The following is a 14732-nucleotide window of genomic DNA, read 5'->3' on the forward strand; positions in this document are numbered from 1 at the left end:
AGCCGCAAGCATGCCACACAGAAAAATTCAGGCAGGATCGTGATAAAGCTGCAGAACTGGCTCGAGATCGATGAGATACAACTGGCGACCATTTCCCTCATGAGGTGAATCGATGCAGGCGAGTCGTCCATTGGGGCTGCTGCGAGGATGATTGTCGCAACGCCATTCGCCCTTGTAAGCCGGCGGTGAATGAAAGTGTCCCAATGGATATCTCTGACCTGTTGGGACATGAAACAGGTAAGGATGCTGCATCCGTGCCTGATCGGGGTACGTATCATTTAGAATCCATGCCGTCGGTGCTGCTTCGAGACCGGTGAGATACGTGTTATGACCATTCACGGTCATCACGGCGGTGCCGACTGCTTCGACCTCTGCGGTGCGATCGCGCAGATCATAGAAGCCAAACGGCTTTCCTTGTGGCTTCGTCCAGGCGGTAATGGTTTCGGGATCGCGCCAGACAAAGTGAGAGGTTTCTCCCGAAGGATCGATCACGAACAGATCGCTGCCATCACGCCTGGCTGTGAGCATGCGAGTTCGAAACGCCACTCGCGAATTGACTGGTTTCCAGCGATGCAGGAATGTGAAGCGACTGCCATCCGGATTGATCAACAGATGGTTGAACCAGTGCTTGGCCCCCTGCATATCGGGGAGTGAAGGGCCGAGTGCCGCGACCTGAGCAATCGAAATAAGAAGTTCGGATGTTCCTGTCTGCAGGTTAATGTTCCAGATGCCGGAGGCTTGGGGTATCAACTCATCTTTGAAAGGGTCGGCCAGACCGGCATAGCCGTATCCTGGGCGAACATCATTCAGGCGGCGGAAGTCGGTCGTGATGGCCGACTTCCCATCGGGTGCCAGAGTATAAATAGCCGAATCGAGCAGTTGACTATCGCCTGTCGAGAGATCATAGATTCGCGATTGATAGTGGTGGGAACCGCGTTCATTCCAGATCACTTTGGAGTTCGAACCAGGGAGCCACTGCAGCATACATCCCTGCTGCCAGCACCAGGCGGTCGTCGCACCTAAGCGGACCCACTGATCGTTGTTGGACAGATCGACATAGCCAATCTCGATTTCGTCATCGGGCTTCGGGGAGCGATGCTCGAAGTTTGTTTTCATCCCCAGCACTTTGGTATTGGCGGGATCGAATTGCAGCTTGTCGTAATACCCAAACCAGTGGTGGCCCGGCGCACGTGTGATGGCACGAACAGGAGGGAGTTCTTCCGCCAGAGTGTCGCTGCACCAGCCTCTTCGATTCCATCCCGCGGTCAATAAGGTGAGTGCTGCCGACTGTTTGAGAAACTGGCGACGATGCAACATGATGGAGACTCTTCGTGGCTGTGGAGATTTCTCGAAGTGGAAGGTTCCTTATCGTCAGTTGGTGCCTTGGTAGAAATCAAGTCTTTGTTCAGTTCGATCACAAGCTCCCATCATCCGCAGAAATCGTTTCGAGAAGCAGTTCACGTCGCGATCCACTGATGATCGACCTGTTCAGCCCGGCAGTCGAACTTGAGTCGCAGGTGTCCTGCGGGATGCAGGTCATACCAGTCGACTTCCAACACTTGAGCGAGTAGCACACAAAAGTTTGGTCGGCCAGCGAGTAGTTCTTGCTCTGTCAGTTCTCGGCCTCGAAGTTCAGCCGGCAAGGTGCTGATAGGCCCGGGAAGTGGAGCACCGGGAGCCTCGGTCGAAAGATAGCTTTTGCGGCTGGAAGCAGGCGTTTTCGACCATTGGGAACTCGCCAGTTCGTCTTCTGTATGCAGAGAGATCTGGGACATGATGCGTAATTGAATCGCAGCGGCAGGGTCGTAGAACGTCCAGGATGCGTGAGGATTCCACTGCAACTGGTTGATCTTGGGAGATCGCCGATCGACATGGGCCACGAGTTGACGACTTTGGGGCATCACGTCTCTGAGGATCACAGTTCGAGCCGCTGGCCAGTGACCATCCAAAGTCGCCCCATCCAGTGTGGCCCCATCCAGTGTCGCCCCATCCAGTGTCGCCAGTACGGGTGTTCGCCACGGTGACTGTCGATTTTCGACGGCTGCCAGCAGTCGGATCCAGAGTTGATCCCACACCCAGGCATGGGACTCACGAACCTCTTGCATGTTCGGGATCTTCCTGTTCCTCGGCCACACAAATCGACGGAAAGAATTCAGTCTTATTCCCACATATCCTGCGACGTGCTGAGTTCACGGGCCAGGAAGGGTCGAAACGAGACTAAGGTGGCGAGTGCATCGTTTCCTTCGAGCCCGAATGAGCCGTAGAGGATTTCGAGAGCGTCGTTAACGCTGGCCAGCCTGACATCTTCGACAAGTTGCCGGGCATGATCGAAAAACCCTGCATCCTGATCGCATCGCGCCAGAAAATGTGAGGCAGCGAGTTCGGCCCGTTCCATAGGAAGAGCACTCATCAAGGCAAATGCCTCACCTGCTGCCAGAATATCCCGTGAGCGAATCTGCCTTAGAAACTGCCCCCAGGTCGATTCAAAGTCTGACGCCTGAAGATTGGAAAACTCTCGTTGATCTCGAAGAGAAGTTTGTTTCGGAGGGGTTGTCCCTGAAGGATTCGCGCTCTCCGGTAGATCATAATGCACCTCCAGAGACTTATAAGATGCGAAATCTTTGGAGGAAATCAGATCTTCCGAGCGAAATTCTTCGGCATCGAAATGAGGTGGCGGCTGAGGAATATTGTCGACCGGGAAATTCCCGATGATCTGATTAATCAAAACCAGTTTGGCGCCGTACTGCTCATACAGCAGATCAATTTCCCCGCGATAGGATTCGCCCAGAGCGTCATCGATGAGATCGTCGACAGAGTCGATGATTCGTTCGGACATACGATCTGCGAGACTCTCTCGAAGTTTATGCAGAATTTCCAGTGCTTCCGCACGGCGTTGCATGCTGATTTATCCTCTCTTGGGGGGTTCCGTATCCTCACCTTAGGATGATGGGAAGTCCACTAAAACTGCTGCCACATGTCGCTTTTTTGCCACATTGTCTATGAAGCACAACATCAATCATTACGTTCGCCAGATTCGCCGTAATCGTTAAAGCCTGACGCTGAGGTGAGGCAGAACTGAAGTCAAGTTGATCGCCCAGCGGCCAGAAATGCCGATCCGAATTGACCACGTAATTGCCAATATGACTCTCAAGTTGTTGATGTGTAATCTGTTACGTCAGTGAGCGTTCCTCTTTTGCCCCGTTTGGCACGGCGACTGCGATAGCTATCTCCCCATCAGATCATCATGAGCGAAACGAAAAAAATCGTGTCTTGATTGGCTCCCAGGGTGTGTGGCCGGCGCGATTTGCCAGAGTTCCTGATCAGGAGATACATCATGTTTCGTAGTTTAGTTCTGAGCGCAGTTGTCGCAGGCGCTACCATGTGGGGGACTTCTCAAACTGCGGATGCCGGTGTGAGAGTGCGAGTGGGACCGCAGCCCAGGGTGGTTGTGCGGCCGGTAGCAAGACCTGTCTACCGCAATGTCTACGCACCACCTCGCTACGGCTGGTACGGCAATCCAGGTTATGGATATCGAGGTTATGGAAATCCGGGATATGGTTATCGCGGTGGCTACTACCAGAACTGGTATGGCCCACGTTACGGCTACCGGAGCGGGTTCGGCATCAATACACCTGGTTTCGGGATTTATGTCCGATAGTCATCGGTAATCCACAGTTCCAACCTGTTGCCCTTGTCAACTGCGTTCAAGACGCAGGCATGACAAGGGTTTTTTCGTTGCATCCTGCGAAAGAACTGTGCTTTGTTGCCCGAGGGTGTCCGTCAGACGTTCCACTTCCAGGATCACTGACGCACCGATCTTCAAAGCGTTATCGAGGGGAAGGTTACGGACAGAATGCATGCAAATTGATGAACTCAAGATGAAGAGCGTTGCAGACTCGGAATTCCGGGTGCCGGAGTTTATCCTTATTGAGTACGGTGGATGGTTAACCTTGGAAGGGGATCTGCTCGCTGAGCCAGGCAGATCGAATCGAATCATCAACCAGATTGATGGTGAACCAAGCCCAGACAGAACATGGCGTAGCGGCCAGCTCAGGTTCTGGAACCTCGATAGCAGCGATGAATTTCATCGTTACTTTTGCCCTCGAATTGCCTTGACGGAATAACAGATGACTCGGCCTTTCCCTGCTGATGCAGAACACAAAGAGATTGAACAAGCGCGCGGTTTGCTGGTCGAGGCGGGGTACGGCAAACTCGCGGGTTGGCTCCAGACGTTGCCTGCTCTCAGCCGGTCGAAGCTTGCCAGAGAAATCGTGGCCATTGACTGGCCACTACTCAAACATGCTGTGGCTGCAAAGCAAATCACAACGGCCCCTGCGAATGGAGCGAATTCTCCAGCCTCGCGAGCTGTCGCGCCGGAGCAATTGATCCGCCAGCCGAAGGACTCGAACGATTTTTCGGCTTGGCGCACTGCTGCGGAACGTGGCCGCGACCTGCTCAAAAAGGGGCAGGTTGTGCTGATGGTGGTGGCTGGTGGACAAGGCACACGACTGGGCTTTTCGCATCCGAAGGGGCAGTATCCGATTGGTCCTGTCAGCCAGGCCTCGCTTTTTCAGATTTTCTGCGAGCAGATTCGAGCACTCGAGAAAGAAGTCGGGGTTGTTTTGCCCTATTGCCTGATGACCAGTGATTCGACGCACGAAGCGACGATGCGTTTTTTTGAGACCAATGAGTTTTTTGGTTTGTCGAAGGAACAGGTGCATTTCTTTAAGCAGGGGAATCTTCCGGCACTCGATAGCCGGACTGGTGAACCGCTATTGGCGACTGCGGATTCACTGGCGATGAGTCCGGATGGGCACGGCGGCATGTTGCGTGCCTTCCGGGAAAGTGGGCTGCTCGACAAGTTCCTCTCGGAAGGTCGTACCACGCTTTACTATCATCAGATCGACAATCCTGCAGCGATTCTGGCTGAACCGGCGTTTCTGGGTTGGCATGCCCGATATGACTCACAAGTCTCGACTAAAGTGGTGGCTAAGACCAGTGCCAGTGAGCGGATGGGTGTGGTGGTCTCGATTGATGGTGCCACACAGATCATCGAATACAGCGATATGCCGGCCGAACTGGCCCAGCGAGTGGATGCCCGCGGACAGTTGCAGTTATGGGCCGGAAATACGGCCATCCATCTATTCGACCTGGCCTTTCTGAAAGGTCTGGATGGCGATCGTGCTTTGCCACTGCATGTGGCCCACAAGCCTGTTGGCTGTTTTGATATCGAGAGCCGACAGATGATTTCGACAGCCGAGCCGAATGCCTGGAAATTTGAGCGATTCATTTTCGATACACTGCCGTTGGCGAAGAGTTCACTCGTGGTGGAAGCCGATCGGTCTCGCGAGTTTCTGCCAGTCAAGAATCGCGATGGGGCAGATTCACCCGCTTCTGTGAGGCAAGCCTTACTCGACCTCCATCGAAGCTGGCTGCTGCAGGCGGGTGCGAAGGTTTCCCCAGGTGTGAAAGTGGAAATCAGCCCGCTGGTGGCCCGCGACCTGGAGACTTTGGCCGGTAAACTCTCACCCGGTATCGAGTTCCATCAGGATGTCTATCTTGATGAGAAGTTTCTGCAGTCGCTCAAGCGGGCCTGATGAATTGAGTATTCCTGAAGGCTCAACATTCTGAAAACCGTTGGTGAGGAAGATTCTTTTTGAGACTATCCGAGAGAGAGATGATGGCTAAAATCGACGTGAAGTCGTAGTGGAAATTTCCGCAGTCTCCAAAATGTGTTTCATACACGGTTCCAAGGAAACAACTGCGCGTTGTTGGTCGCTAAGACATGCTTGCCCAGAGCTGCAAGCATGGCACACAAATCGCTTCTAAACGTTTGGATTCGTATTCATTACCTTAGTCGGAATCAATTGGGATACGGCATGTCGAAAGAGCGTGTAGTCCTCGCGATGAGTGGCGGAGTGGATAGCTCTGTGGCTGCCGTTCTGCTGCAGCAGCAAGGCTACGAGGTCATCGGCCTCTTCATGCGTTCTGGTGAAGCCAGTGCCAGCGCCTGCTCACTCCCTCCCAGTGGCCTGCTGCCTGTTATTGAGCGAAAATCTCATAAGCAGGGATGTTGCAGTGCGGCTGATGCAGCGGACGCCCAGCGTGTGGCCGATCTGCTGGATATTCCCTTCCATGCCCTCAATTTTCGTGATTCGTTCGATCAGATCAAATCGTACTTTGCGGATGAATATCTCAAGGGCCGCACGCCCAACCCGTGTGTCATGTGCAATGTCTGGCTGAAGTTTGGCCGGTTGTGGGAGTTTGCCCAGCAGGTCGGTGCGACGCGTATTGCTACGGGGCATTATGCCCGCATCATTCAAGATGAATTCGGGCAGACCCGGTTGATGCGGGGAGCTGATCTTTCCAAAGATCAATCGTATGTGCTCTTCGGGATTCGCCCGGACATTCTTTCCAAGATTCTCTTCCCTGTCGGTCATCAACCCAAAGCCGAAATTCGTGAGATTGCAGCACAGGCCAATCTGCGAGTTGCTGGTAAACCCGACAGCCAGGAGATCTGCTTCATTCCTGACAACGATTATCGCGGGTTTCTCCGGCGATATCGCGACGTGAGTGACACTTCCGGGAATTTCGTGGATCCACAAGGGAAGATCCTGGGGCAGCACAGTGGGTTTGAGCAGTTCACGATTGGTCAACGCCGTGGGCTGGGAATTGCCCTGGGTGAGCCCCGGTTTGTAATCAAGATCGATGCGGAATCGAGGAATGTCACACTCGGAACCGCCGAAGAGCTGGGTTCGTCCTCACTAGTGGCAGCACGCACCAACTGGCTATCGGCTCCCACGAGCGAAGTTTTTTCCTGCACTGCTCAGATTCGATCGATGCATCGGGCGGCGGCAGCATGGGCACAGGTGGATGCGGATGGAACATTGCATCTTCGTTTTTGCGAGCCTCAATCGGGAGTAGCACCCGGGCAAGCGGTCGTGCTCTATGATTCGCTGGAACGAGTGATCTGCGGTGCGTGGATTGAAGACTCTCAACCACCACGAGCCGATGCTCTGGCTATGGTCGATTCTCACGCTTGCTGAAGGCCCGGTCTGTCATGTCTTTTCGCAATCCAGAAGTGCTTCGTTATCTGAAATGTGCGCGCTGTCGTCAGGGATTGGTACTCAGACAATTTGCACCAGCGGCCCAGACAGACGAAACGAATCAGGCCAACCAGACGAACACCGAGGCTGTCAGTTCTGTGCCAGAGTTCCTGCTGTGCAGCAATGCTGATTGCCGGCTCGAATTTTCAATTCGAGAGGAGATCCCGGTGCTTGTGACTGAATTTGCCCGGGAACGTCCATTTGATCAGTGGCAAACGTGCATGAATGATCGTCCAAATGTTGCACCAGTCAGCGAGATCACTCCTGCCGCTGGCTGAGAATCCGAGAATGTGGCCTTGCAGACGTTACTGACAGCAGTTGGGTGAACACAACTTGCGAATTCCAGGGGATCGTGCTGTCCGAAACGGGCACGATCCTGATGAGTTGCTATACTTGGCGGAATGGAGAATTCACCCAACCCACGCCGATCTGCCGCCAAACGCCCTGCTCAGGGCCAGTCCTACCCGAAGTCTTCCCGTCGTCCTGCGACAAATCGACCGCCAGCGGGAGGTGAAGGTTCGGAGACGAGGGGAGAATCCGCACGCAATCGTCGTGGAGACAATACTCCGCAGGGCGACAATCGCGCAGCAGGTGGCCGTCGCTATGGCACCCCATCTCGTGGGCCGGATGCGCGATCGCGCGGGCCTGCACCGCGAAATCCTGCGACGGGCGAGTTTCAAACTCATGAAACCAGCAATGCCAAATCTGTCCGCCAGCGTCGGGCACAGATCGATTCGGGAAGTGAAGTTCAGCGCCGACTGGCGTTGTACTCGCCCGAGATGTTGAGCCCGCGTCCACTGACCGCAGACAAGATTCCGGTCATTGTGGCGCGCAGCCCCAGCAGGCATCCTTACTACTTTCGCAAAATGCTCGTCAGCGGGATTAAGGCCGCTCAGCCAGGCGATCTCGTGAAGGTCGTGTTAGAAGAATCGCAGCAGACACTCGGCTACGGGCTCTACAATCCGCGGGCCGAGATGACTGTCCGCATGCTGACGCGGGGTGATCAGATTCCTGATGAAGCGTGGTGGAAATCCAAGCTCGAGGCGGCCGTCAAATTCCGTACAGAGACCTTGGGACTCGAACAGCAGGGCAATGTCTATCGACTGGTGCATGCCGAAGGAGATGGATTGCCGGGACTGATGGTTGATCGTTATGGCGATGTTCTTTCCGTCGAGGCCTTCAACCTGGGGATGTATCAGCGGGCCGAAAGTATTCTGGATCTGCTGGCGGCATGCACCGGAGCGAAGCATGGCATTTTGAGGCCCGGCGCTTATGCCGCTCAACTGGAAGGCTTTGATGCTGACCCGTTTGGCTCGGAGAATGCTCCTGAGAGTGTGCAGGTGGTCGAGAATGGCGTGAAGTACGAAGTTCAGTTTGAAGATGGCCACAAGACGGGCTTTTTCTGTGATCAGCGGCAGAATCGCGCGCGAGTGGCTGAGTTGGCAGCCGGGCAGCGTGTGCTGGATTTATGTTGCTACTCGGGCGGATTTGCGCTCTCGGCGGCTGTTTCCGGTGCGAAAAGCGTACACGGCGTTGATCTGGATGAAGCGGCCATTGCTGTGGCCAAAAAGAATGCCAAGCTCAACAAAGTCCAGATTGAATGGGCGCATGCCGACATTTTCGCCTGGATGCGTGAAGCTCAGAAACAGGGCCAGCAGTGGGATATCGTGGTTCTCGACCCGCCGAAACTCATTCGCACACGTGATGATTATGAAGATGGTCGCAAGAAGTATTTCGATATGAATCGACTGGCCGCCAGTCTTGTGTCGCCAGGTGGTATGTTGATTACCTGCAGTTGTTCGGGGTTGTTATCTTCTGCCGATTTTACACGTGTCACGGGCTATGCGATCGACAATGCCGGTCGATCGGCCCGACTGTGCGAGCAGACGGGTGCCGGGCCCGATCATCCCGTGCATGTGCGCTGCCCGGAATCGCTCTATTTGAAGGTGAACTGGTATTGGTTCGATGAAGCTCCCGTGACGAAGTCTACGCACTTGCCGGAAGGCCTCATGGAAGACTTCACAGACGAGAGCGATGCTTTGGCAGACTCAGACGAATAGAAAATCGCTGAGTTTCTGCTTCATCGAAGAGCGGTTTTGATCACCAGATGGGGATCACTTTGCCAGAGCGATCCTGCTTGAAGGGGACCCAGGCGAGGATCATCCGCTCGACCTTCATATCGGTCTTCTTGGGCGTGAGTTGCGTTTCTTCCAGCACATATCGAGAAGGGTCGAGTCCGACGATTTCATCAATCTCGTGCTGGAAGTCGTCCTGCAGCTTCTGAATCTGTGAACGGACGGCCCCGACGGTTTCTTCGGCTCGGCCGACATCACCCCGTTCTTCCAGAACCCGAGAGGCAGCACGGGCTGATGTCGCTGCTCTGGAAAGGTTCGTCGTCGAGATCTTTTTCCGGCTGGTAAAGGCCCCTAACAGTGATGTTCCAAAACTGATGACAGCGGAAAGTGTCTGGGAGTTCGCCTGACTTTTCTGCTTTTCAGCCGTCTGCTCGGCTCGTCGCAGTCGATCTTCGAGGGTCTGCAGCTTGGACTGATATTTGGCCTGAATTTTGGCCTTGGCCAGTTCCCTTTGATCGCGATGTCCCTGATCCAGTCTCTGGCGGAAATCGCCTTCTGATTCGCCCGGCAGCGAGATCCCTTTGGGATCAGCACATTTGAAGAGGGAAAGTTTACGGGATCGATAAAGGCAATCTTTCAGAGCTGTCGCCTGAGAAGTGTACGTCTTCGCTCGAAAGAGTTCAGCAGGAGGCTGAGTAAAGGTGGCATTGGCGTCAGGGCTGCTGGCAAGGGTTAACTCCCCTTCGAGTTCTTCGGCCGCTTCCCAGTTGAGAGCCTCACCTTCGTGGGCTGGCAACAGGAGAGAAACTGTCTGCCATTCGTCGATCCCACCTGTTGTCTGTGTAAAGTGCATACGGGCTGTGGCGTAGAGCGCGGGATGATAGATCAGGTTCTCGCCCGTCGAGAGAGCCCCCGACCGCTCGATGAAGACTTCCGAAACTTCGGGCGGAAGGACAGGTCTGGTTCCTGTCGCAGCATCCGCATGCCAGGTCGAAGCGGTGTGATCCTCGGGCATTTGCGATTTGCGTTCGTCCATCAGCAGTTGAATCTGCTCTCGACTGAGTGGCCCCCGCAGGTAGGAAAGGGCCCAGCGCGACTGGAAGACTGTGGGCTGATCATCGTGGACATTGTTCATGAGAAACACCCGGCTGCCGAGCGAAGACAGGAGTTTCTCCATCGAACTGCGATCAAAGGCATGGCCAGTGGCTGTCGAGGCTCCTTCGAGACCATCGAGCACACGGAGTTTATCGCGCTCGGTTTGTAAACGACCGATCAGCCAGGTCCCACAATTGGAGAGGCCCTTGTAATCGAGATCGACAGGATTCTGCGTTGCCAGGACACAACCCAGACCAAAGGCGCGAGCCTGCTTGAGTAGCGTGAGCATGGGCTGTTTGCTGGGTGGGTTGGCACTGGGCGGGAAGTAGCCGAAGATTTCATCCATGTAGAGCAACGCTCGAAGTGCTGTCGTTCCCGATTGAGCACGCATCCAGCTGATGACTTCACCGAGCAGGATCGTGACGAAGAACATGCGCTCGGCATCACTCAAATGAGCGATCGACAGGATCGCAATGCGGGGTTTGCCTTCTGGTGTATAGAGCAGTCTTTGGATATCGAGTGGTTCGCCAGTCATCCAGGCTTGAAACCCGGGCGAAGCGAGTAGGTTGTTGAGCGACATCGCAAACGAGAATCGGTCTTTGGCGGGGAAGAAACTTTCCAGATCGAGAAAGCCAACTCGATCAAAGGGGGGCTGCTGGATATCGCGAATCAGGCGGCCCAATTCGAGATTCTGCCCCTCGCGCCATGATCGTTCGACAAGTGTTGAAAGGAGAATGTGTTCTCTGCTGCGGAGTGGATCAGCATCGACACCCAAGAGAGCGAGCAGTCCTGAAACTGCACTTCCAATCCTTTCGCGAAAGGCCTCGGCGTTATCGCGAATGACGGGAGGCGGAGCCGAGAGGGATTTGAGAATTGTCAGTGGGACCCCGACAGTGCTGCCGGGAGTGTAGATGCAGACATCGGCCGATTCGCGGAAACGGGCAATTCGCTCGGGAGGCTGATCCCAGGCTGCGAGGCCCTCTTTCCACTGTGTGGCGGTTTTGGCTGCAAGTTCATCGACCGTGAGCCCTTTGCGAGTCGCTTCGCCGGGATCGATCCAGGGTTTGAAATCGGCCGGTTTAAGAGATGGAAACGTCAGGAGGAGATTCCCCAGATCGCCTTTGGGATCAATACAGATGGCAGGGAGGCCATCGATGGCCGCTTCTTCCAGAAGTGACAGGCACAGGCCCGTTTTGCCGCTCCCTGTCATCCCCACGCAGAGGGCATGGGTGGTGAGATCCTTGGAGTCGTACAGGACGGGAGTATCGCTGAGCTGACCACTTGCCAGGTTGTATTCGCGACCTAAGTAGAACACTCCCAGCTTTTCGTAATCGCTCATGTTTCACCTGAGGTAGAAAATCGTCGGATCATGGAGTTTGAGTGTTCGATCTGGGATTGGCCAGAACGGCTCATGAATTGTGCTACGATCCAAGCACAAACGGTCATTTCGAGCAAGTGGGGCCTTGATGATGAAGATCAGGGGGTGAATGAAGGCAGATTCTTACTGTAGAAATCAGCCTGCCGGCTGAGAATTCTGACGGGATTGCCGGAAAAGCTCCATCAAACTCCTGATGTTCAAAGTGATCGCCAGATAGAATTCTTCGCTGTGGAATCCAATGGAATGTGGTTTCCAACCTGCAAGAGATCCTCCCGGGAAAGAAGTCTCGATCTGCCATGCCTGACATGAAGACGTTTGTCAAAATTTGTGGTGTGACGACTCCCGCACAGGCGGCTGCCATTTCGCAGCTTGGCCCGACGGCTCTGGGTTTGAATTTTTACAGCCGATCACCTCGATGCGTGACGTTAGAGCAGGCCCGCGAGATTCGTGCTGCCATGACACCCGGAGTGCTGGCCGTGGGTGTGTTTGTGAACGAAACTGTGGAGTCCATGCTCACGATCTTCCAGAAGGCCCAACTGGATGTGATCCAGCTTCATGGAGACGAACCGGCTCATGTTGTCACTCAAATTCGAGAGGAAGCTCGATCGCAAGGATTGCCTCAACCGGGAATTTACCGCGCCTTTCGTGTGGGTGAGGAAGGTCTGGTGGATGTGTCGAAACATCTGGAAGAGTTGTCGCAATTGGGCTTCGAGTACGATGGTGTGTTGATTGATGCCAGGGTTACAACCCATTCTTCGAACCAAAACAAAGCCGGTGAAACGATCTATGGAGGAAGTGGACACCAGGCCCCGTGGCCATTGCTGATCGGCTGGCGGGAAATCTTGAGGCAGACGCCACTTTACCTGGCGGGTGGTTTGACCCCTGCCAATGTCGAGGAAGCGATGCGAACCGTTCATCCGACTGGAGTCGATACTGCCAGTGGTGTCGAGGATTCCCCGGGGGTGAAGGATCTCGCACTATGCAGGCAATTCATTGAGAGAGCGAGATCCATTGTCGCTTCCTGAATTTACGCTCTGGTGAAGGAAGGCAATTCCTTTATTGATGATTTGGGATTAACATATCAGGGCCTGCCACGATGATTTGTTCAATGTGGCTGTGTTATTTTGTCTGATTGTTGAGCGATCGTCGTGATTTCCAGTTGGTCTGCAAAAAGGTTTCCTAACATGCTGAGTTTGTCATCATGGAGTGCGTTGTCTTCGACAACGGCTGCGATACTTTCCGGGCTGCTGCTCATTCCGACAATCTCGGCACAGGCTGACTGGCCGACATTCCGGGGTGCCGATCGTACGGCTGTCGCACCTGATACAGGCCTCTTGAAAGAGTGGCCCAAGGAAGGCCCGAAGCTGCTGTGGAAAGCAGAAGGTGCCGGTCGTGGCTATTCGAGCCTGGCAGTCGCTGGCGACAAGGTGTTCACTCTTGGTGATGCTCCATCAGTCGCAGAAGACAAGGATGAGTATCTGCTGGCCTTCAACCGGGCTGATGGCAAGCTGTTGTGGAAAACCAAGACTGGCCCCGCCTGGAATGAGGGGAAGGAGTCGTGGCAGAGTTCCCGCAGTACCCCCACAGTCGCTGGTGACGATGTGTTCGTGCTCTCTCCACAGGGAGTGCTGGTCGCTTGTGAAGCCGCTACTGGCAAGGAAATCTGGCGGAAAGATCTCAAAGCTGAGTTTAGTGGCAAGAAGGCTGACTCATGGGGCTATAGTGAATCAGTCCTGGTCGATGGCGACCGTGTGATTGTGACACCCGGCGGTCCCAAGACCACAATGGCAGCACTCAACCGTGCGACCGGTGCCACGATCTGGACGACTGTCCGTGAGGATGACCGTGGAGCAGGGCATGCTTCGATTGTCCCTGTGACTGTGGGTGGCGTGAAGGTTTATGTGCAGACCACAGGTTCCGGCCCTCTGGGCGTGCGTGCCAACGATGGCCAGTTGCTCTGGTCATACCCCATTGAAAAGACGACAGCCGTGATTCCGACTCCCATCGTTAAGAATGATCTCGTTTTCTTCGCTGCTGGTTACAAGCGGGGTGGGGCTCTGCTGAAGCAGGTTCCTGGTGAGAACGAAACAGTGAAGATCGAGGAGGTTTATCCTCTCAATCCACGCCTGGCCAACAAGCATGGCGGGATCATCCTGATGGGTGACTATCTTTATGGAGACTCGGACGATGCGGGGATTCCTTACTGTGCCGATCTCATGACAGGCGAAGTCAAGTGGCAAGGTCGCGGCGCCGGGAAAGGTTCTGTCTCTGTGGTGGGTGCTGATGGGAAAGCCTATTGGCGATTCAGTGACGGGATGATGGTCCTTTCGGAGACTGGGCCAGAGAAATACACCGAAATCAGCTCTTTCCAGATTCCTGGCAGTGGTGATCGCCCCAGTTGGTCGCATCCTGTCATAACTGACGGCAAGCTCTATCTGCGTGAGCAGGACTCGATCCTCTGCTATGACCTGAAGCCATAACTTTTCGCTTGAGAAATCAATCGGTCTGAGCCGACAGGCAGGCCGATGCTGTCATGCAAAAATTAATGTCCCCCGGCCTTCTCATTAAGAGCCGGGGGATTTGCATTCATGGCCCAGTCTTGCTTCACTTGCCTGCGATGTCGTTCACATATTTCTCTGGATCAACGATTCCCTCCATGCCACCAATTCTTGTTGTTGCCGTCCTGCTGACGATCAGCAATCTGTTCATGACGTATGCCTGGTATGGGCACTTGAAGGATCATGCTCATCAGCCGTTGTGGATTGCGGTCCTCGTGAGTTGGGGGGTGGCGTTTTTTGAATACCTGGTGCAGGTTCCTGCCAATCGATTTGGGAATGACCATCACATCAGTCTGGCTCAACTGAAGATTTTGCAGGAAGTGATTACGTTGGCCGTATTCGTCCCCTTTGCCATTTATTACATGAACCGGCCTTTGTCCTGGAATTTTCTCTGGGCGGGTTGCTGCATGCTGGGGGCCGTTTATTTCATCTTTAACGACCCGGCTGCCAAAGCTGAAAAGCATGAGTCCGCTGCTACTTCGCAAGCTGCCAACGAGCCGCGTGCTACTCAAGAAGCCAG

The 14732-nt window shown here is 54.4% G+C and carries 12 protein-coding genes and 1 pseudogene; 9 read left to right on the top strand and 4 right to left on the bottom strand.

The window, feature by feature from the left end; genetic code table 11:
• Positions 1-27: 27 nt before the first annotated feature.
• The 3 genes from PLIM_RS20685 to PLIM_RS20695 all read right to left on the bottom strand — a co-directional run bounded on the left by PLIM_RS20685 (position 28) and on the right by PLIM_RS20695 (position 2899).
• Positions 28-1317: a hypothetical protein gene (locus tag PLIM_RS20685; RefSeq protein ID WP_013112264.1), complete on the bottom strand. Its 1290-nt coding sequence runs from the start codon at positions 1315-1317 to the stop codon at positions 28-30.
• A 140-nt stretch (positions 1318-1457) separates the two neighbouring features.
• Complete coding sequence (locus PLIM_RS20690; RefSeq protein ID WP_013112265.1) at positions 1458-2105, bottom strand: PNPOx family protein; 648 nt, start codon at positions 2103-2105, stop codon at positions 1458-1460.
• 53 nt (positions 2106-2158) lie between these two features.
• Complete coding sequence (locus PLIM_RS20695) at positions 2159-2899, bottom strand: hypothetical protein (protein ID WP_013112266.1); 741 nt, start codon at positions 2897-2899, stop codon at positions 2159-2161.
• A 435-nt stretch (positions 2900-3334) separates the two neighbouring features.
• Between PLIM_RS20695 and PLIM_RS24280 the strand changes: the two genes are divergently transcribed.
• The 6 genes from PLIM_RS24280 (at position 3335) to PLIM_RS20725 (ending at position 9166) form a co-directional block, all read left to right on the top strand.
• Positions 3335-3658: a hypothetical protein gene (locus PLIM_RS24280; protein ID WP_013112267.1), complete on the top strand. Its 324-nt coding sequence runs from the start codon at positions 3335-3337 to the stop codon at positions 3656-3658.
• Positions 3659-3857: 199 nt separating this feature from the next.
• Positions 3858-4124, top strand: coding sequence for a hypothetical protein (locus tag PLIM_RS20705; protein WP_013112268.1), 267 nt, complete (start codon positions 3858-3860; stop codon positions 4122-4124).
• A 3-nt stretch (positions 4125-4127) separates the two neighbouring features.
• On the top strand, positions 4128-5597 hold the full coding sequence (locus PLIM_RS20710; protein ID WP_013112269.1) for a UTP--glucose-1-phosphate uridylyltransferase: 1470 nt from the start codon (positions 4128-4130) through the stop codon (positions 5595-5597).
• Positions 5598-5879: 282 nt separating this feature from the next.
• Entirely contained in the window at positions 5880-7046 is a 1167-nt protein-coding gene (gene mnmA, locus PLIM_RS20715; protein ID WP_041402393.1) for a tRNA 2-thiouridine(34) synthase MnmA, read from the top strand.
• A gap of 14 nt (positions 7047-7060) precedes the next feature.
• Positions 7061-7384 (top strand): hypothetical protein, encoded by a 324-nt coding sequence (locus PLIM_RS20720; RefSeq protein WP_013112271.1) that lies wholly within the window; start codon positions 7061-7063, stop codon positions 7382-7384.
• A 123-nt stretch (positions 7385-7507) separates the two neighbouring features.
• Complete coding sequence (locus tag PLIM_RS20725; RefSeq protein WP_013112272.1) at positions 7508-9166, top strand: class I SAM-dependent methyltransferase; 1659 nt, start codon at positions 7508-7510, stop codon at positions 9164-9166.
• Between the two features lie 40 nt (positions 9167-9206).
• Here PLIM_RS20725 and PLIM_RS20730 read toward each other — a convergent pair whose 3' ends face one another.
• Positions 9207-11615 (bottom strand): ATP-binding protein, encoded by a 2409-nt coding sequence (locus PLIM_RS20730; RefSeq protein ID WP_013112273.1) that lies wholly within the window; start codon positions 11613-11615, stop codon positions 9207-9209.
• A 335-nt stretch (positions 11616-11950) separates the two neighbouring features.
• Here PLIM_RS20730 and PLIM_RS20735 point away from each other — a divergent pair, with 335 nt between their 5' ends.
• The 3 genes and pseudogenes from PLIM_RS20735 to PLIM_RS20745 all read left to right on the top strand — a co-directional run.
• Complete coding sequence (locus PLIM_RS20735) at positions 11951-12679, top strand: phosphoribosylanthranilate isomerase (protein ID WP_013112274.1); 729 nt, start codon at positions 11951-11953, stop codon at positions 12677-12679.
• 159 nt (positions 12680-12838) lie between these two features.
• The gene (locus PLIM_RS20740) at positions 12839-14134 is read left to right on the top strand and encodes a PQQ-binding-like beta-propeller repeat protein (protein WP_013112275.1); all 1296 of its coding nucleotides are present in this window, start codon (positions 12839-12841) and stop codon (positions 14132-14134) included.
• A 176-nt stretch (positions 14135-14310) separates the two neighbouring features.
• Positions 14311-14646, top strand: a pseudogene (locus PLIM_RS20745) (DMT family protein); the annotation flags it as partial.
• Positions 14647-14732 lie beyond the last annotated feature (86 nt).

The organism is Planctopirus limnophila DSM 3776 (genome assembly GCF_000092105.1).
In the GTDB taxonomy this organism is placed as follows: domain Bacteria; phylum Planctomycetota; class Planctomycetia; order Planctomycetales; family Planctomycetaceae; genus Planctopirus; species Planctopirus limnophila.

Coding starts and splice junctions, on each gene's coding strand:
- PLIM_RS20710 (WP_013112269.1), top strand. CDS start 4,128: ATGACTCGGCCTTTCCCTGCTGATGCAGAACACAAAGAGATTGAACAA.
- PLIM_RS24280 (WP_013112267.1), top strand. CDS start 3,335: ATGTTTCGTAGTTTAGTTCTGAGCGCAGTTGTCGCAGGCGCTACCATG.
- PLIM_RS20705 (WP_013112268.1), top strand. CDS start 3,858: ATGCAAATTGATGAACTCAAGATGAAGAGCGTTGCAGACTCGGAATTC.
- PLIM_RS20695 (WP_013112266.1), bottom strand. CDS start 2,899: ATGCAACGCCGTGCGGAAGCACTGGAAATTCTGCATAAACTTCGAGAG.
- mnmA (WP_041402393.1), top strand. CDS start 5,880: ATGTCGAAAGAGCGTGTAGTCCTCGCGATGAGTGGCGGAGTGGATAGC.
- PLIM_RS20735 (WP_013112274.1), top strand. CDS start 11,951: ATGCCTGACATGAAGACGTTTGTCAAAATTTGTGGTGTGACGACTCCC.
- PLIM_RS20725 (WP_013112272.1), top strand. CDS start 7,508: ATGGAGAATTCACCCAACCCACGCCGATCTGCCGCCAAACGCCCTGCT.
- PLIM_RS20740 (WP_013112275.1), top strand. CDS start 12,839: ATGCTGAGTTTGTCATCATGGAGTGCGTTGTCTTCGACAACGGCTGCG.
- PLIM_RS20730 (WP_013112273.1), bottom strand. CDS start 11,615: ATGAGCGATTACGAAAAGCTGGGAGTGTTCTACTTAGGTCGCGAATAC.
- PLIM_RS20685 (WP_013112264.1), bottom strand. CDS start 1,317: ATGTTGCATCGTCGCCAGTTTCTCAAACAGTCGGCAGCACTCACCTTA.
- PLIM_RS20690 (WP_013112265.1), bottom strand. CDS start 2,105: ATGCAAGAGGTTCGTGAGTCCCATGCCTGGGTGTGGGATCAACTCTGG.
- PLIM_RS20720 (WP_013112271.1), top strand. CDS start 7,061: ATGTCTTTTCGCAATCCAGAAGTGCTTCGTTATCTGAAATGTGCGCGC.